19 protein-coding genes are annotated in these 21,157 nt (G+C 66.6%); 9 read left to right on the top strand and 10 right to left on the bottom strand.

What is annotated here, in order from left to right; translation table 11 throughout:
* Positions 1–7: 7 nt before the first annotated feature.
* The 5 genes from DM816_RS02525 to DM816_RS02510 form a co-directional block, all read right to left on the bottom strand.
* Positions 8–1,309 (bottom strand): HEXXH motif domain-containing protein, encoded by a 1,302-nt coding sequence (locus DM816_RS02525; RefSeq protein ID WP_117208408.1) that lies wholly within the window; start codon positions 1,307–1,309, stop codon positions 8–10.
* Positions 1,306–2,472, bottom strand: a complete 1,167-nt coding sequence (locus DM816_RS02520) for an FxsB family cyclophane-forming radical SAM/SPASM peptide maturase (protein ID WP_246001468.1) — start codon at positions 2,470–2,472, stop codon at positions 1,306–1,308. Before DM816_RS02520 ends, DM816_RS02525 begins: the two co-directional genes overlap by 4 nt.
* Positions 2,473–2,555: 83 nt before the next feature.
* On the bottom strand, positions 2,556–2,753 hold the full coding sequence (locus DM816_RS42090; protein WP_162907024.1) for a hypothetical protein: 198 nt from the start codon (positions 2,751–2,753) through the stop codon (positions 2,556–2,558).
* A gap of 167 nt (positions 2,754–2,920) precedes the next feature.
* Positions 2,921–5,821, bottom strand: a complete 2,901-nt coding sequence (gene fxsT / locus DM816_RS02515) for an FxSxx-COOH system tetratricopeptide repeat protein (protein WP_162907023.1) — start codon at positions 5,819–5,821, stop codon at positions 2,921–2,923.
* Positions 5,822–6,014: 193 nt separating this feature from the next.
* Complete coding sequence (locus DM816_RS02510) at positions 6,015–6,623, bottom strand: TIR domain-containing protein (RefSeq protein WP_211588515.1); 609 nt, start codon at positions 6,621–6,623, stop codon at positions 6,015–6,017.
* Between the two features lie 325 nt (positions 6,624–6,948).
* Here DM816_RS02510 and DM816_RS02505 point away from each other — a divergent pair, with 325 nt between their 5' ends.
* Positions 6,949–8,481 (top strand): macro domain-containing protein, encoded by a 1,533-nt coding sequence (locus tag DM816_RS02505; protein ID WP_117208405.1) that lies wholly within the window; start codon positions 6,949–6,951, stop codon positions 8,479–8,481.
* A 51-nt stretch (positions 8,482–8,532) separates the two neighbouring features.
* Here DM816_RS02505 and DM816_RS02500 read toward each other — a convergent pair whose 3' ends face one another.
* Together DM816_RS02500 and DM816_RS02495 are read right to left on the bottom strand one after the other, a co-directional pair.
* Positions 8,533–10,131, bottom strand: a complete 1,599-nt coding sequence (locus DM816_RS02500; protein WP_117208404.1) for a copper resistance CopC/CopD family protein — start codon at positions 10,129–10,131, stop codon at positions 8,533–8,535.
* Positions 10,132–10,208: 77 nt separating this feature from the next.
* On the bottom strand, positions 10,209–10,910 hold the full coding sequence (locus DM816_RS02495) for a lytic polysaccharide monooxygenase (protein ID WP_117208403.1): 702 nt from the start codon (positions 10,908–10,910) through the stop codon (positions 10,209–10,211).
* A gap of 540 nt (positions 10,911–11,450) precedes the next feature.
* On the opposite strand from DM816_RS02495, the gene DM816_RS02490 reads away from it, so the two are divergent.
* Together DM816_RS02490 and DM816_RS02485 are read left to right on the top strand one after the other, a co-directional pair.
* A complete protein-coding gene (locus tag DM816_RS02490; RefSeq protein ID WP_117208402.1) occupies positions 11,451–12,149 on the top strand; it encodes a hypothetical protein in 699 nt (232 codons plus the stop codon).
* Positions 12,150–12,292: 143 nt separating this feature from the next.
* On the top strand, positions 12,293–13,492 hold the full coding sequence (locus tag DM816_RS02485; protein ID WP_117208401.1) for a S8 family peptidase: 1,200 nt from the start codon (positions 12,293–12,295) through the stop codon (positions 13,490–13,492).
* Positions 13,493–13,550: 58 nt separating this feature from the next.
* Here DM816_RS02485 and DM816_RS42085 read toward each other — a convergent pair whose 3' ends face one another.
* A complete protein-coding gene (locus DM816_RS42085) occupies positions 13,551–14,795 on the bottom strand; it encodes a mannosyltransferase family protein (protein ID WP_162907021.1) in 1,245 nt (414 codons plus the stop codon).
* Between the two features lie 45 nt (positions 14,796–14,840).
* Between DM816_RS42085 and DM816_RS02480 the strand changes: the two genes are divergently transcribed.
* A complete protein-coding gene (locus DM816_RS02480; RefSeq protein WP_162907020.1) occupies positions 14,841–17,021 on the top strand; it encodes a leucine-rich repeat domain-containing protein in 2,181 nt (726 codons plus the stop codon).
* Here DM816_RS02480 and DM816_RS02475 read toward each other — a convergent pair.
* Positions 17,001–17,603: a hypothetical protein gene (locus DM816_RS02475; RefSeq protein ID WP_211588514.1), complete on the bottom strand. Its 603-nt coding sequence runs from the start codon at positions 17,601–17,603 to the stop codon at positions 17,001–17,003. The two genes, DM816_RS02480 and DM816_RS02475, sit on opposite strands and share 21 nt — an antisense overlap.
* 90 nt (positions 17,604–17,693) lie before the next feature.
* Here DM816_RS02475 and DM816_RS42080 point away from each other — a divergent pair, with 90 nt between their 5' ends.
* Positions 17,694–17,858, top strand: a complete 165-nt coding sequence (locus tag DM816_RS42080) for a hypothetical protein (protein WP_162907019.1) — start codon at positions 17,694–17,696, stop codon at positions 17,856–17,858.
* A gap of 121 nt (positions 17,859–17,979) precedes the next feature.
* Here DM816_RS42080 and DM816_RS02470 read toward each other — a convergent pair whose 3' ends face one another.
* Positions 17,980–18,648, bottom strand: coding sequence for a hypothetical protein (locus DM816_RS02470; RefSeq protein ID WP_211588513.1), 669 nt, complete (start codon positions 18,646–18,648; stop codon positions 17,980–17,982).
* Positions 18,649–18,685: 37 nt separating this feature from the next.
* Here DM816_RS02470 and DM816_RS02465 point away from each other — a divergent pair, with 37 nt between their 5' ends.
* From DM816_RS02465 to DM816_RS02450, 4 genes are all read left to right on the top strand, one after another.
* Positions 18,686–19,201, top strand: coding sequence for a CGNR zinc finger domain-containing protein (locus DM816_RS02465; RefSeq protein ID WP_117208399.1), 516 nt, complete (start codon positions 18,686–18,688; stop codon positions 19,199–19,201).
* 112 nt (positions 19,202–19,313) lie between these two features.
* On the top strand, positions 19,314–19,763 hold the full coding sequence (locus DM816_RS02460) for a DoxX family protein (protein ID WP_246001460.1): 450 nt from the start codon (positions 19,314–19,316) through the stop codon (positions 19,761–19,763).
* A 155-nt stretch (positions 19,764–19,918) separates the two neighbouring features.
* On the top strand, positions 19,919–20,626 hold the full coding sequence (locus DM816_RS42075) for a DUF4142 domain-containing protein (protein ID WP_162907018.1): 708 nt from the start codon (positions 19,919–19,921) through the stop codon (positions 20,624–20,626).
* 138 nt (positions 20,627–20,764) lie between these two features.
* Positions 20,765–21,157: ATP-binding protein (locus DM816_RS02450; RefSeq protein ID WP_246001459.1), on the top strand; the 393-nt coding region annotated here is incomplete at its 3' end.

Here is a 21,157-nt window from a genome sequence, read left to right as displayed (position 1 = left end):
CCTGCCATTACGGTCGGTTGCGCTCAAGCCACTGCCGTCGCGTCTGCTCCAGCGCGCGTTCGGCGGCTTGAGCGGTCGCGATGGGAACCGGCGAAGCCAACAACGTGTCGGTGGCGTGGCGCAGACGGGTGGCTAGTCGCCCGCCTGCCGTCGTGAGCGCGCCGGATTGCTCGATCGCGGCTAGTCCGCTGTCGACCTGCAGCCGTGCCTCGGCGAAGCGTTGCTCGGCCAACTCGGTCATGCCATCGACCGCACGCAGCGCCCGCCAGGTGTCCGCCACGCCGACGAACGCGTACACCCCTTGAAGCAGTCCGGCCAACGGCCGGGGATCCGTTCGCCAGGGAGCGAAGTATCGGCGGGTGTCCTGCGGGTCGCTAAGCGACGTCAGGTCGAGTATTGCGCTCAGCTTTGAGTGCTGGAACTCATGTACCAGTGTCACCGCGAAGTCCGCTGCGGATTGCGGCCGGGTCAATCCGAACACACCGAACGCGTGCCGGATCGTGGCACTCCGCGAGGTGTGCCTATCCTTCTGCTGGAGTGGTACGAGGGTCCGCAGGCCCGCGGCAAGCTCCGCGGCTCGCTCCGGTAAATGCTCGGCAAGCAGCTGCCAAGCCTCGGCAAACAAGCGGCGCCATAGGTCCACCTCCGCGGCAGCCAGCCGGGGGGCCGGCGGTGCATGGTGACCGTGCCGATACGGATCCAGGTCGTCGAGACTCAGGGCGATTGAATGTCTCGGTGCCGCGCCGGCTAGAGACCGCACCGGCAGCCACACCGAGCTTTCGACCTCGGGCTCGTGCGGTAGGTGAATTACCGTATCGCCGGCGTAGACAGTGAGGCGACCGTCGCCGGCAACCAACCGCGCCGCATCCGCCGTCGGGGGAGCGACGACCACACCCAGACCTGGTATCGCGATCTGGTTGTCCCGGATCGGGGCACTGGCCTCGCCGTCGACACCGGCCGCAGCGCAGGCGACCATGGTTACGGCGCCTAGATGACGGAAATCCGCCTCGGAGGCCTGTCCCCGGCTGCCCGCCTGAGCAGTGATCGCACTCCACGCCCCGACCAGCGGCGCACCGAACGTTTCCGCGAATCTGTCCGGGCCCTCGGTGCGGGCCCGATCGAGTGCATCGGCAATGGCGTCGCGTTCGGAAGCGGGGCCGGGCCACTGCTCCAGAAGATATCTGGCAAGCAGCAGATGCTTGCTGAGTTGTGCGGAACGCAGCTCGTCGATGGCCGCCGGACCGCCGCCGCCTTCGGCAAGCTTATCGAGTGTTTCCGGTCCGAGAATGTGGTATGTCGTCGTTGTCATCGTGCTTCCACGACCTCGGTCTCCCGTTGCCGAATCTCCGCCGCGACACGGTCGCGAATGTGCCCGATCAAAATCCGCATGTCCTCGCAGTACACCGATGGATTGCGGAAGCCGGAACCAGGTCGGTATCTGTGCACATAATGGCCGGCACCACAGACCTGGTGGACTGGGCACTGTAGGCAGTGCGCCGACAGAGCGGCCCGGCCGATCTGCCGCGCGACAATGCCATGATCTTCCAGGGCCGCGTCAAGGTCGTCGTGCAGAATGTTCAGGCCGGTCGCGCACGCCCCGTCATACGCCGACTTCAGCGAATCCACCTGCTCGATCGCCCCATCTGACTCGACGACGACCATGGCCGATGGACTGAGCCCGACCTGCTCGGATTGCCCGCCGCCTCCGAGCAGCAGCGTGATGATGTCCTCGAACAACCGAACACTGATCGCGTCGGACTCGTCATACCACCGATCGAACACCCTGACCAGCCAGTCGGCGTATGGCGTGGTCGTGCCGGCTGGACGCCTCGGTGGACGCTCCCAGTTGGCGTGTGGCAGCAGAAAGTCAATCATCGGCGGTTCGAAGGCACGCAGCTGCTCGTAGCACGCGATTGGATCGGTTTCGGGCGCGACCGTGCACAGGAGTCCCCCGTAGATGGACCGGTTCTCCGGCCGGCGAAGCAGATCAATCGCGTCCCGGACAGCGGCGAAGCTGCCCCGGCCGTTCGGTCCGACCCTGTGCCGGTCGTGGTCTGCCTCGACCCCGTCGACACTGACTCCGACCATGATCCGATGCTGCCGCAGTGAGCCTATTACCTTCTCGTTGAGCAGAACTCCGTTGGTCTGCAGGCCGATGTGCACCTTGCACCCGGCGGGCATTTCGGCGCGCAACTCGCTCGCCAGCAGGCCGAGGCGGGACACACCGTACAGCAGCGGCTCTCCACCATGCAGGATCACTCTGACACCGCTGAGCCGATGTCGCCGGACATGACGGCCGAGACTTGCCACTGCAGCGCGCCAAACTTCGTCAGGCATCACCGCCGGGCGGTCGCGCCAAGTCTGATCGGCCTGCGTGTACACGAAGCAGTAATCGCACGCGAGATTGCAGCGCTGATGAACCTTGAGTATGAGATCGTGGATCGGCGTTGGGTGCCAACCATCGGCCCGCAAGCGTGCCAGGTCGAGCTCGCGGTATGGCCATGCGGCGGCCTCCCGCTGCGCCGCTCGAACGACCTCGGTGGAGACCCTGTCGATCACGAAGCTAAGTTCTGGAAGGCGTAGTTTTGGAAGGCTGAGATCACGCCGTCGGGGTCATCAAGACTTCGGATCAACCGATTGGTGCACCGCGCCAGTGCCGTGTCGCCGTTTGCGAGCAGCTCCACCATCGGCCGCCGAGTTACGTCGAGCAACGGCGGCCAGGTCGGATTGTCTGTCGTTGACGCGTTTTCCATGGTTGACCCCCACTCGGAAGGCATGAGCCGAGGCCACAAACCGGTCACGCCACCGAGGCGCCTAGGCCCCGGCACCATGCTCTGTCGTTTGAGGAGATCCTATTTCGCATCAGCAGCAAATACACTCTGGTCAGCGTCAGGAACGCGCGGAAGAGCGTCAAGTTTCGTCACGTGGAGGGGGGCTCGATGTCGCACTCAATCCGGAGACCACTGTCAACCTCAGTCAACATCCGATGGTCTGGGCCCAGTGAATTCCGAATGCCCGCCAGCACCCTGTCTACCAGCTGCGCGACGCCCTCCGGCTCGCCGGTGGCAATCCGGTCGAGGGCAAGGTTGGCTCCCGCCGCCAACGCGACCGGATGGCTCTCGCCGCGGAACCGCTTGGCGAGTTCATACGCGTTCTCCGATAGGCGTCGGGCACCTACGTCGTCGCCTAGCTGCGAGTGATCCGTCGCAAGATTGACCAGTGCTGTGATGGTGAACGGATGCTGGGCCCCGACCGTGTTACGCAGCGCCTCAGTGGTCAGACTGTCGGCCTGAGCAGCCCGGTGGCGCTCGCCCTGGGCACGGAGGATGACGGCCAGGTTCACCTCCGCGGCGAGAGTGAGCGGATTGCGCCGCCCCAACGTCCGCCTGTATGCACCCAACGCGTCCGTGGCGTGCACGTATGCCTCTTCGTTCTGCCCGCACTGTCGAAGCGCGTTGGCATAGCTCATCGCAGCGGCCAAGGTGTATTCGTGATCGGAGCCCAATGAGACGACACTGTCGTGATAGTGGTTTCGGAGCGACTCCAGCGCCTCTGCCTCTGCACCGAGCGCGCGACGGACAAGCGCGGCCGTGCGGGCGGCCAGGAGCATTGCGCGGTCGGTGAAGCCCGGCATGCGGGTTTGGGCGGGCAGATATGTCTGCAACACATCAAGCGCCTCGTGGTAGAGGCCGAGCCCGTACAAATCTTCGGCAAGCGCGTTCATGGACAGCAAGGTCACACTATGCTCCATCCCGAGCGTCTGGTGATGGAGGTCCAGCAACACCTTGTCCACAACCCGCGCCGCCTCGAAGTCGCCAACAAGCCGTAGGCTCACGGCGTGATTGTGTTGGCTGACCGCAGTGCGCCGGTCTGTCTGGCCATATAGGCCGACGTGCCGGCGGGAATTCTCTTCGGCTATTTGCAGCGCCCGCTGGTACTCCCCCGCGATTCGCAGGTCCGCGGCCAGGCCCGCGGCCATCGCGATCGTGTGCGCGTGTTCACTGCCATACCGCGGATCGTCCAGTAACCGTCTCATTCCGTCTTCGGTGACTTCCCGAGCGCGCCGGTACTGACCAAGCGCCCGGAGCGCGTTAGCCCACTCACGGGTGGCCAGCAGAGCAAACTCATTGTTCTGGCCGTGGGAGTTATCAGGCCGCTGCCACGTCTTGACCGCCGTTTCGGCCAGGTCGCACGCATCCCGATAGTCGCCGAAGAGGAAGCGGTACCGTATCTGGTGATAGACCGCCCGCCGAGCGGCGTCCACGGTGGACTCTACGAGGCCGGACGGCAACACGTGCGCGGCCATTTCACGGTGCATGTCAAAACTTGCCAAGTTGTCCGGCCAGCCCGGGTTGGCGGCCGCCAGGATCGCGTGCACGTTGTGTCGGCCCCGTTCCAGTGCCTCCGATGACAGGGCATCGCTTAGCGCGAGGCGCATCAGAGGCTGTATTTCTATCCGCTGGGTCTCGCCGTTCAGGCGGGCCAACCCGAACCGGTTGATATCGGCTATCACGCTGCGGAGCTGGATCGGATCGCGCAAGGCACGTGCCAGCGGTGGTGACATGTCGCCGGTCCGGCCGGCACGCAGCAGCACGATGGACACCGGTTCCGTGCCGAACCAGGCGAACAACTCGATGGTCAGCACGGCTACTGGATTGGCCGCTGCGAGCTGAGCGAGAGCGAGCCGCAACGCTGCGGAGACCGTAAGAGGATAGTGAGTCGGTGGCACGGCCGACAGGAGACCGGGAACCGGCTCCGTCAGCTGGGCCAGCAGCTCTTGCCAGGGTTGTGCGGTCGCCTCGTGTAGCGCGGCGACCTGCTCGAGGGCGAGCGGAAGCAGGCCGGTTGCTTCAATCAACCGATTGGCTTCTTGATCAGACAGCTGATTGCCGCGGCTGCGAAGGAACTGGATGGCCTCCGTCTGGTCAAACTCCGGTACCTCAAGACCGACAGTCGCCGGATCATGCGCCCACTGCGGGTCGCGGCTGGTCACGACCACATGGCCGCCGACCGCTGGGATAAGTTGCCGGATCTCCGTGTCCTTGGCCCCGTCGAACACGAGAAGGTAGTGCAAGAGGCCCGACTCCAGCCGCCGGATCACGCCAGTGACTGTCTGTTCGGCACTGCTGTGCATCGGCACCGGCAGCCGGTCGGCGAGGCCCACGAGCGATGCGCGCGCCTGCTGAGCGCTGTCCGCCGACACCCACCAAATGATCGCGTAAGTACCTGCGTATCGATGGATGTATTCCCGGGCAAGCTGTGTCTTTCCGGCGCCGCCCAGCCCGTACAGCACCAGAGGGGCATGGCGGTTGGCTTGCAATCGGTCCCGCATGCCGACCAGGAGGGGCTCGCGGCCGGTGAAAAAGGGATTGCGATCCGGCAATCCACTGACGATCTTGCTGTCAGAAATGACCGGACGCTCCACATTGATGCTTGACGGGACCTTGCTGACGTTTGGCGGGATCTTCAGCTCCTGCGGCGCGACGGGCGACGCCAGATTTGACTTTGATCCGGCCGCCAGCCACAACTGTTGCAGCCTCTGGATCAGGTGGCGGACATCATAATCCCGGGTCGACAGTTCGGCGAGCGTCAAGACTATGGAGTGGACCTTCGCCCAGTTCGGCACGGAGGCCCCGCGCAGCACCGCGCTGACTGTTTCGTGCGACACCGTCTCTGGCAGATCACGATTCCGGCGGATCGCAAGACTGATGACGCGAGCTCCCGGCCGGCCAGCGGTGTCGTATAAGGCATGTAGGGCCTCAAAGAACTCACGCCGTGGCCCGGGTGGCAGCCGATCACTATTTGGCAGAACGATCGCCACTCAGCACGCTCCGAACCGTGCCAACTATCGTCAAGTTATGTCAGGCACCAAGCATCGCACGCCTCAGTTGAACAAACAACCATCAATGACATGCTGTTGCCGGAGAGATCCTAACCTACTAACAACGACTTAGTGGTCACGCCTGGCGTGGGCTGAAGAATGCAATGCGCTTGTCGGTCTTCGCCACCCGCGATCATCGGTGGACACGGCCCAGGCGGTACAGGCCGCCGATCCAACCCGACCGGACTGGGCGACGATCATGCGCCACCAGACTGGCGAACCGCCGGCCGTCGCGCCAATCGGAGCCGCCGTCATCGACGTCGCACCCCGCCAGCCGTAGCCGCTGGACCAGCTTGCCAAGCGCCACTTCACCGGTGTCGAGGCGAATGACGTTCAGCCCGCCGAGATCGGCCACCGGGCGCAAATGCCCGACCTCTACGACGATCGTCTGCTCGGGACAACTGGCCAGCGCCATGCCCAGTTCGACGAGCACGTTCGGTCGAGGCTGCATCATCGGTGATACTTCCTGGACCGGCTCGCGTGGTTCTCGTAGCGAGGGGTGAAGCTGGACCATGTCGTCCGGGCTTAGAAGGACGACGATGGCCTGCGCGTGCTTCAGGGCTGTCAGAATCACCGTCAAGAGGGAAGGCGCGGTCTGTCCGGTCGCCGCAACGATCGTCTCCCATTCCAGCGGCCGCAGGTCAAGCGCGCGGAGAAAATCGAAGAATTCCTCACGCAACTGCTCGTCCCGCCCGTGCACCACGAACACATCTCGCGCCGAACGCGGCTCGGTCGGCTCCACAGGCCGGGAAATCTGCAGGGGCAGCTGTCGGGTATGTGGGATGGAGTGAAGTTCTTGGTTGGATATCATGGAAGCAGCATGGACCACGAACCCGCGATGGGGGCTACGTTCTGGTAGGGGTCTATGTAAGGTAACGTCCGGAATCTCCAAGGGGCCCATACCGGCTGGGTGTACTCACTCCGGGCGTCGATGAAGTAACGCAGAGGTCTCTGTCAAGTGTGCCATGGGCGTGCGAATGCCTGTTTGATCTGTGCATCGCCACAGCTCTTCGAGCGTTGTTGGGTCAGCAACCGAACCACATTCGGAAAGTGACACAATTGAATCTATGATGGCCGCGGGAGTCGAGCCGATCGTGGTGGTGTTGACCGCACTGGATCTGGAGTATCAGGCCGTGCTGGCGCACCTGTCCGATCCGGCCGAGGTTGCCCACCCCGCCGGCACTCTGTTTGAGGTGGGGCGGTTGCCAGGCAGTCCGGGGTTCGTCGCGCTCGCGGTCACCACGGTGGGCAACAACGCCACGGCCACATTGGCCGAACGGGCCATCGCCCTGTTTCAGCCTGAGGCCGTGTTTTTCATCGGTGTCGCCGGCGCCCTGCACGACAACCTGAATATCGGCGATGTCGTTGTCGCGACACGGGTTTACGCGTTGCACGGTGGCCGCGTCGATGGCGTGTCGCTGCACGCCCGGCCGCAGGCGTGGAACGCGCCGCACGAGCTCGACCAACGAGCCCGCGCGATCAACCGCGCCCGCTCCTGGACGCGTCTGTTGCCGCCGTCGACTACCGTTCCGACCGTCTGGTTCGCGCCGATCGCCGCCGGGGAGGTAGTGCTCGACTCACGTAGCACGCCAATGTGGCAATGGCTGCGTGAGCACTTCAACGACGCCGTCGCGATCGAAATGGAGGGTGCCGGTGTGGCCCTGGCCGGGCATCTCAACCGGTCCGTGCCGGTCTTGGTGGTGCGCGGCATCAGTGATCTGGCCGACGGCCAGAAGGCTTGGGCCGACAGGGGCGGCGCTCAGCCGATGGCAGCCTCGCACGCTGCCGCGTTCGGGCTTGCTGTTGCGGCGGCCGTGCTGGACCGGGACGGCAGTGCCGAGCCGGTGCAGCTTGGGCACATCGCGCCGCTTCCGATTGACACCGGTCGGCCTAATCGGATGATCGCAACGGCGCGGGAAGTGGTGGCGGCCGACCAGCAGGTCCTGCTCGTCCATACGCTCACTGGCCTGCGAGTCCACGTCGCCATCGTCGCGGGCGACCTGTTCTCGTGGCCGCAGGAGGATCTGGTCATCGGCTTCACCGATACCTTTGACACCTCCACAGAAGACGACATCATCATCGCCAGCGACAGCGCCCAGGGTCAGCTGCTTGCCCGTATCTACCGCCACGATGTCGAACGGCTGGACCGTGACCTGGACCGTTCGCTTGCCGAGGTGGAGCCTCTCCTGTACGAGCGCAGGGCAGACAAGCCGCTGGGAAAGCTCGTCCGTTATCCGGTGGGCACGGTGGCGGTCCTGCGCGAGGGACGGCGGTCCATCTTCTGCCTCGCCTACAGCAGGATGGGCAACAATCTGGTTGCTCAATCATCGTTGTCATGGGTGCAGCACAGCCTGGACCGGCTGTGGCAAGCGGTCCATCGCCATGGGCAGTTCTCCGATGTGAACATGCCCCTGGTGGGTTCCTCGCGATCGCGCATCAGGGAAGCAGATCATCAAGACCTTTTGGTGTCCACCATGAAGTCGTTTGTGGACGCGTCACGGGCCTTTCCGGTCTGTCGCACCCTGCGCATCGTGCTGCACCCCCATCACGTGCATAAAGTCGATATCGCCGCCGTTGGAGAAATGCTGAAACGTTGGTGAGATGCTGCTGCGATGGTGCTATCGCCTTGCGGGAAGCATCGCCGCGGCCGGTCATTTGATCGGTACCGTCACGGTCACCGTGTCCTGGTCGACCTCGGTGGTCCGGGCGGTGACGCGGAGGAGCCAGTCGCCTGGGGTGGGCATGGTGACCGGGCCGATGACGTGGCTGTCGGCGATGCGTTGGATCGGCACGGTGATGGGCTCGACACCGGCGCTGGGCAGGGCGGCGGTCACCTTCCACTCCAGCACCGTCAACGGCCGGTCGTCGAGGGTGTAGGCGTACAGGTGGATCGTGTTGGCACCGAGCTTGCCCGGGTCAACCGCCATTCTGAGCCGGAACAGCCTGGAGTCCAGCGTCGTGTTGAACGCCTCCTCGGGGGCCGGAAGCTGTTCGGCGGCAGGCATCCGCGCAATGGCCTCGGCTGTGCGCGCGGGCGTGGTCTGGGTCAGGGTCGCGGTGAGGCCGAGCACGACGGCGGCGATGGCCAGTTCTACCCGAACCATTGGCCCGATTGAGATTCGCCCCTGGGTGACGACGCGCCGGGCGAGCATTGCCGCGCCGATCACCAATGCCACCAGGGCAATTTTGATCAGAAGGTACCGACCGTACGGGGTTTGGTAAAGCGCGGTCACCGTGCCCACCTCGATGAAAGCCGAGACGACGCCGCCGAGCAGCACTGCTGACACGGTGATGCCGGCCCAGCGCGACCACACCGGCAGGATGTCGCACAACTCGTCATCGTTGGCCCGGCGCAGCAGGAACAGGGCGAGCATGGCGAGTCCGCCCAGCCACAGTGAAACGCCCGCCAGGTGAAGCGCATCGGCCACCACCGACACCGGCGGGACCGGTGAGCCCACCGGGTGCCCGGTCAGCGGCCAGGTGACGGCGCCGATCGCCGCCACGCCCAGCACCAGCGCACGCGCGACGGTGCCTCCGCCACCGTTGATTAACGGCCGCAACAGGATCGCGCCGACCACGAGCGTGGCGAGCCGAATCAGCAGGGCGATGCCGAACGGGCTGGCCACCACGTCGCGCCAACTCAGCCCGGTGTAGGGCACCTGCAACGCCAGCGCGGCGATGGTGGACGCGGCGACGAGGCCAAGCCCGAGCCACAGCAAGCGTTTTGGCCCGCGCCGGTCCAGCCGTGCGGGCCACAGCCGGGTGAGGACGAACGCGGCGCCGCCCAGCAGCACGAGCCCGGCGTAGCCGACGTATTTGGCCAGCATGATGAGCCTGCTGACGGCCGGGTCGTCCTCGGGTTCGGGTGCGACGGCGGGCACGGGCGACGTGGACTGCTCGACGTAATGGAACGTGAACCCGCCCGGTACCGGATGGGAGTCGGCCGAGATCACCCGGAAGCTCACCAGATAGGTGCCGTAGAGGAGGTTTTCGTTCATCGGGATGCGCAGCTCCGTGCCCTCGGCCTGCGGCGTGCCCCTGTCCCACCGCTGCCCGTCCGGTCCGATGATCCGGATTCTGTCGACCACCGGTGTGACGGGTTCGCTAAAGGTCAGATCGATCTGCGTGGGTTGATACTGCACGATCGTGCCCTGCGCGGGGTTGCTGGCGATGAGCGCGGCGTGTGCGTGCGCGGGCGCCGGGGGGAGCACGACAAGCGCGCAGATGACGAGAGGCAGGAGCTTGCGCATAGCCGTCCTATATGGCTCACAGGGCACGCCGGTCGCCACGATGGCGGACCGGCGTGCTCGCGTCGGGTACCGGAAAATCAGGTGATGTTCACGTCGCTGCAGAAGTAGTACGACTGATCGAAGTGGCTCGCCTGCCAGATGGTGTAGACGATGTGACGGCCGCTGCGGCTGCCCGCGTTGACGCTGATGTTGAGCGCGACCCCGGCGTGTGGCGAGTTGGTCTGCTGCCACGTCGATGCCGGCCGGTTGCCGACCTGGGCAACCAGCTCAAGGTTGTTCCAGCCCAGGGCCTGGGTGGTGGGGTTGAAGCCCTGCCGGGTGATGTACACCCGGACATAGTCGGCGCCATGGCTCGCCTGGTCGAACAGCCGCATGGTGAAGCTGCGGCCGACGTTCTTCGCGGTCCAGTTGCCGACCGTGTCCAGCGAGGCGAACCGGCCACCCTGGGTGCGTCCGCCGCTGCAGAGCTGGCCGTTGGGGATGGCACCCTGGTGGTTGCCCGCGACACCCTCACGGAACAGGCTCATCCAGTTCCACATGGTGTCGGCGTTGGCCCGGAAGGCCTGCCAGCACATCGGGTCCTGGGTCTGCATCGCCGGGTCCAGGTGGCGGGTGCCCCAGCGCTGCCAGCAACCGAAGTTGCGCGACGCCGCATCGGTCGTGCTTCCGTGGGCCGAAGCGATGCCGGGCAGGCCGCCGACCGCCAACGCCAGTGTGGCGGCCACGATGGCCAGCGCTCGGACGGCCGAAAGCCGCGAGCGTCTTGCCGTGGGGAACATTTTTTACCTCCACTGATGGGAAAACAGGTGGTAGCCGCGTCGAGGCGGCCCGGCAGCGCCAGGCTCTCGGTTGCCCCACGCATGCGGTTGCGGCATGGTGGTGGACATGCACGGCCACTCGAAGGGACGTGAGCACGGCGGCAGCACAGCAAGGTCGTCGGGTGCTGGAAACGAACGAAAAGCGCGGCTCTTCATGAGCCGACGCGCAGACTGCCTGCCCCTGGACAGTCGGACCCTTGCTGGCGTTGCACCGTGCCGGTGGCTCCCGAGACGTACCAAATAGATTAATTTATCTCTAAGAATACTTCAAGCCCCTGGGAATGATCGCGTCAAAAGTTGCGGAATCGGCGCGGACCGGCCATTATGGCCGTCGATCCTGATATATCGGCGATGTGTGACGGCGTTCGGTGTACGGCGAGGAGGCTGGCGGTCGTGGGCGAGAGGTCTGCTCGTTCCGCCGATCGGGCTGGCGGGCATCGACTGGAACCGCAGCGCGGGGGCCGGCACGCGAGACATCACGAACGCCCGTCCGACGACTCTGTGCGGGAACAGGAATATCTGGAGCCGCACGACTACCTGTCCAATGACGACTACCAGTACTTTCGCGAGAAGGACCACTCGTGGGATGCCCCGACCGGCTCGTGGGAGACCGAGTTCGATGAGGGCGGCGGCCGGATCCCGCGCAGCCATCGCCTGGAGCCCGCGACGCGCGGATGGGCGGGCAGGCGGCGCTGGCTGTTGCTGATCGCGGTGGGCGGGCTGGCCGTGGGGACGCTGCTGTGCGTCATGCCGTTCATGTGGGGATCGGACCCCGCGCCGCAAGGAGCGCTGCCGGCGCCGCTGCCTGCCATGTCACCGGAGATCAGCGAGGAGCCGCTGATTCTCCCGGATTTGCCGCTGCCGTCGGTGACGTCTGCTTCCCCGACACCGCGCAGTCCGTCCGCGGCGCCGTCCACGACGGCCAGTGTGTCGCCGACACCGACGCCGACCCGTAGCCCGGACCCGGTCCTGCTCGGACCGTCGAGCGGTGGCGGGGTGGAGAACATGGTCCAGCGGTACTGCGACCGGCACAGCGGCGGCTCGGCGGATGCGCTCAGCGACGGGCGCTGGCGATGCGTCCGGCTCCTCTCCTCGTCCGCTGTGGACCTGAACGTCGCCTGCCGTGACTCGTATGGCACGGGCGCATACGCGCGTTCGACGAGGGCCGGCGACCCGTATGCCTGGCGGTGCTATCGCTGACCGGCCGCGCTCGGTGCAGTCGAACATCGGACTCTTCGCGGTGATATCCACATAGGTGAATCCGTGAGTAAGATCTGGGTCAACCGTTCAGTCCGTCCTCCCCAGACCCCCGGGGAGGACGGCGGAGGAAAAGGAGTCGGGGAATGACATTCCCGCACACGTACCGGTTGGCCGCACTGGGCATCGCCGCGGCCGCGGCTGTGGCCAGCGCGATGATCGGGAGCCCGGTGTCGGCCGCATACGCCACCGGCGAGATCCTGCGCACCGCGGACGCCATACCGGGCAGCTACATCGTCGTGCTCAAAGACAGCGCCGTGGGCGGCCGGGTCGGCACCCAGCAGACCGCGGTCGCCGCGGTGGCCAAGACCCTGGCCGGACGGTACGGCGCGACGGTGCGCCATACCTATGGCGACGCGCTCAACGGCTTCTCGGCCGAACTGTCCGAAAAGGACGCCAAGCGCCTCGCGGCCGACCCGTCGGTCGCCTACGTCGAACAGGACGGCATCGCGAAGATCGACGTCACGCAGAACAACCCGCCGTGGGGCCTGGACCGCATCGACCAGCGCGCACTGCCGTTGAGCACCACCTACACGTATGTCAGCACGGGCACCAACGTCACCGCGTACATCATCGACACCGGCCTGCGGATCAGCCACACCGACTTCGGCGGCCGGGCCGTCCACGGCTACGACGCCGTCGACGGCGCGCTGCCCGCCGACGACTGCAACGGCCACGGCACCCACGTCGGCGGCACGACCGGCGGCCGGACCTACGGTGTGGCCAAGAACGTCCGCCTGGTCGGCGTGCGCGTCCTCAACTGCGCCGGCAGCGGTAGCTGGTCGGGCGTCATCGCCGGGATCAACTGGGTGACGTCGAACCACCAGGCCGGGCAGCCGGCCGTGGCGAACATGAGCCTCGGCGGCGGCCTGAACACCTCGGTCAACAACGCCGTCACGAACTCCATCGCCGACGGCGTCACCTACGCGGTGGCCGCGGGCAACTCCAACGCCAACGCCTGCAACTACTCCCCGGCCTCCACGCCCAACGCGATCACGGTCGGCGCGACCCAGAGCAACGACGCCCGCGCGTCCTTCTCCAACTTCGGCTCGTGCGTTGACATCTGGGCTCCCGGGGTCGGCGTGCTGTCGGCCTGGTACACCAGCAACACCGCCACCGCCTCGCTGAGTGGCACCTCGATGGCATCCCCGCACGTGGCCGGGGCGGCCGCGCGCGTGCTGCAGAACAACCCCGGCTGGACCCCGCTGCAGGTGCGTAACTACCTGGTCAGCACCGCCACGCCGGTTGCGGTCGGACCGCTGCTCTACATGGCGCCGACGAGCTGACCCCTGTCTGCACGCACCCGGCCCCGAGCGGAACCCACCGCCCGGGGCCGGGCCGTGATCAGGCCACGAACTGGTCGTGGACGAACGTGACCACCATGGCTCCCTGCAACATCAGGGCGATGCCCAGGTAGCCGCGGTCGAAGAAGCGGTCGCGCCCCATCCGGGCAAGCACCATGAACGCCACCGTGCATTCCAGGATGTACCGCCACATCGAGCTCAGTGGATAGTGCGAGTGGATGGGATTGGACAGTGGCATGAGGATGATGGCCGCCGCGAACACCACGAGATAGGCGTGGTCCTTGCCCAGCTTCCACGGGCCGACCAGCGCGAGGACCAGCAGGGCCAGGAAGCCCAGGGCCGCCGTCAGGTTGATGATGTTGCGGATGGTCGTCGGCCCGAAGAACGGATCCGTGCGGCCGATCAAGTCGATCACCTCGGTCACCGTGATCCACGGTGCCTTGAAGCCGTACCGGAACCAGGCCTTCTGCGACTCCATGAAGTGCAGCGGATCGCCGAGCACGCGCCAGCAGTAGAACATGAACACGCCCAGCCCGGCGGGCACCAGCCCGAGCCCCAGCACATTGAGCCGGATGCCGCGCCAGCCGCGCTGGCGAAGGTATTCGTACACGAAAGCGAGGGCCAACATGACGCCGGCCATCCGGGTGGCGCCCGCGAAACCGGCGAACAGGCCCGCCATCCACCAGTGCCCGCGGCGCATGCAGTACAGCGACGCCACCGCGAGGGCGATGAAAAGCGATTCGTTGTACGCGGCGATCAGGTAGAACCCAGTGGGGAAGGCCAACAGGTAGTAGGCGACCCGCTGGGCGTGCGCGGGGCCGAGCATCTCCGCGGTCAGCCGGTGCACCAGCACCAGCGCGGCCAGGCAGCACAGGATGGACACGATCAGCGCCGCCTCGAACGTGCCGCCCGGCAACACGGGGTTCATGACGCGGATGAGCATCGGATAGAGCGGGAAGAACGCGGTGGAGCGCTGGTCGTATTCGTAGCCCGAATCGGCGATGATCACATACCACACCGTGTCCCAGCGATGCCACGCCGCGACGAGCCGGTCCACGGACTCCGGCGGGGGCCCGGCCTTGCTGGCCAGCTCCTCGAACGGCAACCAGGACACAGCGGTGACCAGTGTGTACGCCGCCAGCCCGGTGAGCCATACCCAATATCCGGCCAGCAGCGATGCCAGCCAGGCGCGCCGAGTGTCGGCCTTGCGCACCGGCTCCGGTGGCACCTGCGCGGCCTTCTCCCCGGCCGCGTCGGATTCACTGGTCTGTATGAGCTCGGACATGGTCAGCAATATAGCGGTGCGCGGGTGGCCGTATTCTCTGCCGTTATGACCGCCATCACCGAGCCTTCTTCCGGGTACCGAATAATCGACGCTGAACAGGCCGAGGAGCGCTTTGCCGTCTCCGGCGACGTCGAGTACCCCTACCAGGAATTCGCGGAGGGACAGGAGATCCGGCTGTACGAGGGCGGCCTGCACGTGGCGGGCGACTTCGCCGCCGAGTCCGCGGGCGACTGGGTACGGTACAACGTGATCGTCGACGGGGATCTGACCGTCGACGGCGACCTCGACTGGTGGGATTGGAGCAGCGGCAACTTCGTGCTCGTCACGGGCACCCTGCGCGCCCGCAACGTGTTCCTGCGCGGCTGCCCGACCCTCGTCGTGCGGGGCGACCTGCTGGTCGACAACGGCGTGCAGGGCCATCATGGCGACGACGGCGGTTTTCTGGAGGTGCGCGGCGCGACCCGAGCGAAGATCATCGTGAGCACGCTGTACTTCAACCTGACGTTCGCGCAGCAGCCGGACGCGGTGGTGGTCGGCGATCCGTACCGGACGAACTGCCCGGTCGACTTCACCGACGAGGAGCTGGACGAGGTGATCCTGCCCGAGCTGTTGGGCAGGGATGGCCGCGCCGACGAGGACAAAGTGGAGGATGCGCTGCGGGAGGGGCGGCCGATTCTGCGCCCCACGGCTACGCCTGCGCATCTGGCTACCTTGTCCAAACTGGACGCGCTGCTTGAGAGTGCGGTTGAGGTTACCGAGTTGGACCTTGCGGACTGCCGGCTGCGGGAGTTTCCCGAGCAGTTGTTCGCGTTTCCCCACCTGCGCAAGCTGTCGCTGTCTCGCAACACCGAGCTTGCGGGCATTCCCGAGCGGGTGGCGGAGATGGTTGCGCTGGAGGAGCTCGACCTGTCCGGCATCAGCCTGAAGGAGCTGACCCCGGCGGTGGGGCAGCTGAAAAACCTTCGCGTGCTTGACATCTCCGGCAACCGGTTCCAAGCGCTGCCCGACGAGCTCGGTGATCTGCCGGTGCTGGAAGTGTTGCGGGCCGGCGATCTGGAGTGCCCTGTCCCGGATGCGCTGTCGCGGTTGTCCACATTGGTCGATCTGGACCTGTACCGGCTGCACTGCCCGGGTGGCTTCCCGATGGTGGTCACGCGACTGCCGCGGCTGCGCAAACTTGACCTGACGCTGGCGGTCCTCGGCGAGGTGCCCGATGAACTGCTTGCGCTCACACAGCTGGAGGAGTTGCATCTCGATGCCGCCCTCGGCCATGTCGAGCGGTTGCCTGATCTGGCGAAGCTGCCGCGGCTGCGAGTGTTGCGAATGGACGGTCGCAGCGGCAACGCCGGCCGCTATCCGAGCAACTCGCTTTTGGACGGTGTGTGGAGCATTGCCACGCTTGAAGAGTTGGGCATCGACCGGTGGGGTGAGGAAGACGGCCGGCCCGCGTTGACCGCGTTGCCAGACGAGGCGTTCGCGGCCATGTCCGACCTGCGCCGGCTGGACCTGTCGTTCAACGAGCTGACTACACTGCCCGAGTCGTTCTACAGTCTGGCAGGGTTGGAGTTTGCCGACCTGCGTTACACCAAGCTCGACTCGTCCACATTGGATCGGTTGCAAGAGGTGTTTCCGGAGGTGCGCATCGACCTGCGCAATGTGGACACTCGCACCGGTGAGGTCGACCATCCGACGTGGCAGGCCGTGCACGAGCTCGTGAAGCGGGGAAGCAGTGCCGACCCGGAGGAGGCCATCGCCCGCTTCGAGGAGGCGATCGCGCTTTGCCGGCCCGGCGCGCGGTTCTCGGACTATGACCAGCTGTATGCCCACTACGGGCTGGTCGTCGCGCTTGAGCAGACCGACATGACCGAAAAGCTGATGCGGTACGCGGAGGAGGCGCTCGCGCTGGTGCCGCCACCTGGCATGGTGTGGCACTACACCGACGAGGGCGCGTTCCAGCAGGAGGTCACGCGGCGGGCGGGCAACGCGCTCGCGTGGCATCTGATGAAGAGCGGCGAGTTGGACAAGGCACTGTCCACTGTGGAGCGTGCGTTGGCGTTCGCGTCCGAGCCGGATTACGACTACATCCGCGACACGAAGGTGCGCATCCTGCTCGCGATGGGCCGTGACGATGAGGCCTATCGCATCGTGGAGCAGGTGTTGGCGCGCACGCCCGATTTCGAGGACTTCGCGGATCTGAAAGAACGGCTAGGAGTCCTCGACGAGTAGGCAACCCGCACGGCCGTCGGCGGACAGGAACGCGAATGCGACGGGGGCGGCGCCGAGGTTGAGATAAAACGGGGTCCAGTTGGTGGCGAGGCGCAGCAACGGGCGCCACGGCGCACCATCGCCCGGCAGGTCGTGCTGCACGGTCTCCCCGCCGATTACGTCATCGTCCTCGTCTGCGCCATCGTCGCTGCGGATGAGTTCGACGGTGTATTCGGCGGGGGAGCCGTCCTTGTGGTAGAGCGTCGGGCCTTCGGTAAGCGGCGCGGTCGGGCCGTCGTAGGTGCCGCCTGGCTGGACTATCACGGCGTTTTCGCCGCCGTCGGGCAAAATGACGTCCGGGTCGAAGTCGTCGGCGTCGCGGCCGTGGTCTGCGTGCGTGACGAAGATGTAGGCGAGCCGGGCCGGACTATCGCCGGCCAGTTCGGGGTCCAGGGCGATCTGGCACACGAAGCGCATCGGCGTGCCCCAGCTCGCGCTGAGCGGCCACTGCGGCTCGGTGAGCCAGCTGGGCTGACCGCCGAACTTCGTGACCGGCTCGGTCGTGGGAGCCTCCGCCCGTTGATAATCAGCGATCCGCCACACCGGCGACAGTGTACATACGTTGCGGGACGTATTACCGAATACGGTGGCTGCGGGACGACGCGTGGTGGGTGGCGGCGCGAACGTGAAGGCATGCAAAAGAGGATGCTGATCGGCTGTCTTGTGGCAGGCGCCGTGCTGACCTTTGGCGCGGCTGCGGCCGCGGCTGCCGCGCGGGATACGGACCCGGGGCGGGCGCCGGTGTACTCGCATGAGTTCGCCGAGGAGTCCGAGCGCGTGGTGGCCGACCTGGGCTGATCCAGACGCCGTATCGCTCTCGTGGCCTACCAGGCCGCCGGCTCGTCAGGCGGCTCATGCACGTGACCCGGCAGACCCTCCCCGCTTGCCAGGCGCGCAGGACCAGACGATCTCGTGGTGGCTAGCGCAGGAACGGGACGTTGAGGTCGGTGCCCACGAGGGCGGCGGTTTGACGGAGGGTGTCGCGCTCGGGGCCCTCGGGCAGCTCGCCGGCGAGGGTGGCTGCGGCAGCGCCGACCTGCGGGCGGGCGCCGAGGGCGGCGCGCAGGTGGAGGGATCGGCGCAGGAGGTCGATGGCCTCGTCGCGCCGGCCGGCGTCGAGCAGGTGGCCACCGAGGTGACGCACCACATAGGACTCCAGCATGGGATCGCCCTCGCAGAGTTTATGCGCCGCCTCGAAGTGGGCGAGAGCCGTGGCCGGGTCGTGCATCACATTGTCGGCGAAGATGCCGAGCTTGAAGTTTGCCCACCCGCTCAGTGCCGGGTCGTCGAGGGCCGCGCGAAAGCCGGACTCGATCACCTGCGGGTCGTCGGGCCGTGCACCTCGGTTGAACAGCACGCGGGCGTATGCGAGGGCCGCGCTCAGGTAGCGCGCCCGGACCGACGCCGGGTCGAGCGCGGCGATGGCGGCCTCGGCCGCGTCGTGGTCGCCCACGCTCCAGAAGTGCCAGTCGACCAGAATCTGGGCGCGCAGCTCGGGATCGGCGTCGCCGAGCAGGTCGAGTGCTGCCGCCCACTCACCCGCCCGATGCAGTGCACGAACCATTGGGTAGGCGTCGTTTGTTATCATGGGGCCTACGTTATGCGGGACGGATGTAGGTGGTCAAGTGGATTACGTGGACTACTTGGGGAACGTGACCCGGTTCGCGGTCGAGCTCGTGAACTCCGGCGGCGCCGACGACCTCTCCCAGGACGGGCGCGAAATGCTCGAACAGCACCACGTCGCCCGCCCGGCCGCGGGCGCGCTGGCCCCGTTGCTGCGGCTCATCGATCACGCGCTCGCCCAGGTAGTCGACGCACAGCCGCCCACCGCGGTCGATGAGCTGCTCAAGCGGTACCCCCCAAGGATGCATCTGTCCACACACGACGGCGCGGGGATTCCGCACATTCACTTTGCCCACGACGGCAGCGAGCCGGTCGGCTGGATCGGCCGAACGGTGGCCGCGACGCTGGCGCACGTTGCCACCGGCGACCCGGGGCTGACCCTCGGGCGGTGCGCCGCAAGCGGTTGCGCCCGCTACTTTGTCGACCAGTCGCGCAACCGGACGCGCCGCTTCTGCTCCAACACTTGCGCCAGTCGTACCACGGTGGCCGCCTACCGCGCCCGCGCGAAAGAAGGCTAACTGTGCTCACATAGTGGTACAGGAATATTCGCGCCTTCCGATAGGCGCGATTCGCGATCTACAATGCATCCATGCCCTTCCATATAGTGGGAAAGTCGAAAGGATGCACACTGTGTCAGGTAATCGTTTCGCCGAGGTGACCACGGCGCTGTTCCGGGTGGTACTGGGACTGCTGTTCGCCTTGCACGGAGTTTCGTCACTGTTCGGAGTCTTCGGGGGCAACCGCGGATCGGGTCGCGCGATCGAGTTCGCGGCCTGGCCGGGGTGGTGGGCAGCGGCGATTCAGCTCGCCGGCGGTCTGCTGGTGCTTGCGGGCTTGGGCACCCGCATGGCAGCGCTGCTGTGCTCGGGCTCGATGGCGTACGCCTACTTCGTCGTGCACCAGCCCATCGCCCTGCTCCCGCTCAACAACGGCGGTGAGCTGGCGGCGCTGTTCTGCTGGTCGTTCCTGCTGATCGCCGCGCTCGGGCCGGGGCGCTGGTCCCTGGACGCGTTGCTGGCCGGCAAGTCCGCACCCCGGGCTCACTCCAGCCGGACGGCCGAATCCCCCGCCTCCTCCTGATCAGCGCACTCCAGCCCAGCACGCGACGAAGCGAAGCGCAGTGCGGCGGTCCCCGGGCGGGCCGCCGTCCCGCACCCAGCGTAGTCGATGTTTGACGGACAGTGTGTGGGGAATGAGACGGCCGACGAAAACAGCAATTTACGGGGGTACCAGTCATGAGAGTAGCGACCGTCTTGATCTCCGCGTTGGCCGCAGTCGTGCTGTCGGCCGCGCCGAGCGCGGCACAGCCGTCGCCGGACGAGCCGACGATGCCGAGCCCGGCCGAGCAGATGCCGAGCCCGATCATCCCGGAGGAGTCCCCGGCGCTTTCGCCGAGCCCCGGAGGAGGTTCGCCGAGCCCTGGCGGTTCGCCCAGTCCTGGCCGCTCGCCGAGTCCCGGAGGTTCGCCGAGTCCCGGCGGAGGACAGCTGTCCGCAATGGACCGCGAGTACCTGACCGAGGCGCACCAGGGCAACCTGGCCGAAATCGCGGCGGGCAGGCTGGCGCAGGAAAAGGGCACCTCGGACACGGTCAAGCAGTTGGGCGCCAAGATGGTCGAGGACCACACCAAGCTCGACGACGCCCTGCAGCAGGTGGCCCAGCAGCTCGGGGTGGACCTGCCCAGCGGGACCGGCAACGAGCGGGCGGCGGCCGCCGCGATCCTGGACGTCACGCCGGCCGGCCAGCACTGGGACCAGATTTGGGTCGGTACCCAGATCGCCTCGCATGAGGACAGCAAGGACAACGCCGAGGACGAGTCCGCCCACGGTACCGACGCAGATGTCAAGCAGCTTGCCGCCGACGCAATCCCGGTGATCACCTCGCACCTGGACGAGCTGTTCAACGCGGCTCCGCAGGTGGGCCTCAACGTCCAGCGCAACTAGCGCGACCAGCCGCCGACAACGAGCGGCACCCCGCCAACGGGTGCCGCTTCATCGCTTTTGCCCAGAAGGCCCCACCGGTAAGGTGCGGTAAAGGTTTGGCAACTGACGAGTAGACAATGGACATTCGGCCCGCGCAGCGTGAAAAATCGCTTCATTGAACGATCACGCGGCTTTTCCGGTGCGGGCCTGCTCCCGGCTCTTTCCGCCCCGGCGTTCGTCGGGCGGCAACGCGAGCTGGCCGCGCTGCACCACGCCCTGACCCGGCCGCCGTTCGTGGTGCTGCTCGAAGGGGAGGCGGGCATCGGCAAGAGCCGGCTGCTGCGCGAGTTCCTCGCATCGGCGCACGCCCGCGCCCTGATGGGCGTGTGCCCGCCGCTGCGCGAGCCGTACACGCTCGGGCCCGTGGTCGACGCGGTCCGCGAGTTCGCCGACCGGCCGTCCGGGCCACGGCTGAGCGGCCTGGCCGGTGCGCTGCGCCCGCTGTTCCCGGAGTGGGCGGCCGACCTGCCGCCCGCGCCCGAGCCGCTGCCC

It is taken from the genome of Allorhizocola rhizosphaerae (genome assembly GCF_003426775.1).
Classification (GTDB): domain Bacteria; phylum Actinomycetota; class Actinomycetes; order Mycobacteriales; family Micromonosporaceae; genus Allorhizocola; species Allorhizocola rhizosphaerae.
This window is presented reverse-complemented; position numbering and strand designations above follow the sequence as displayed.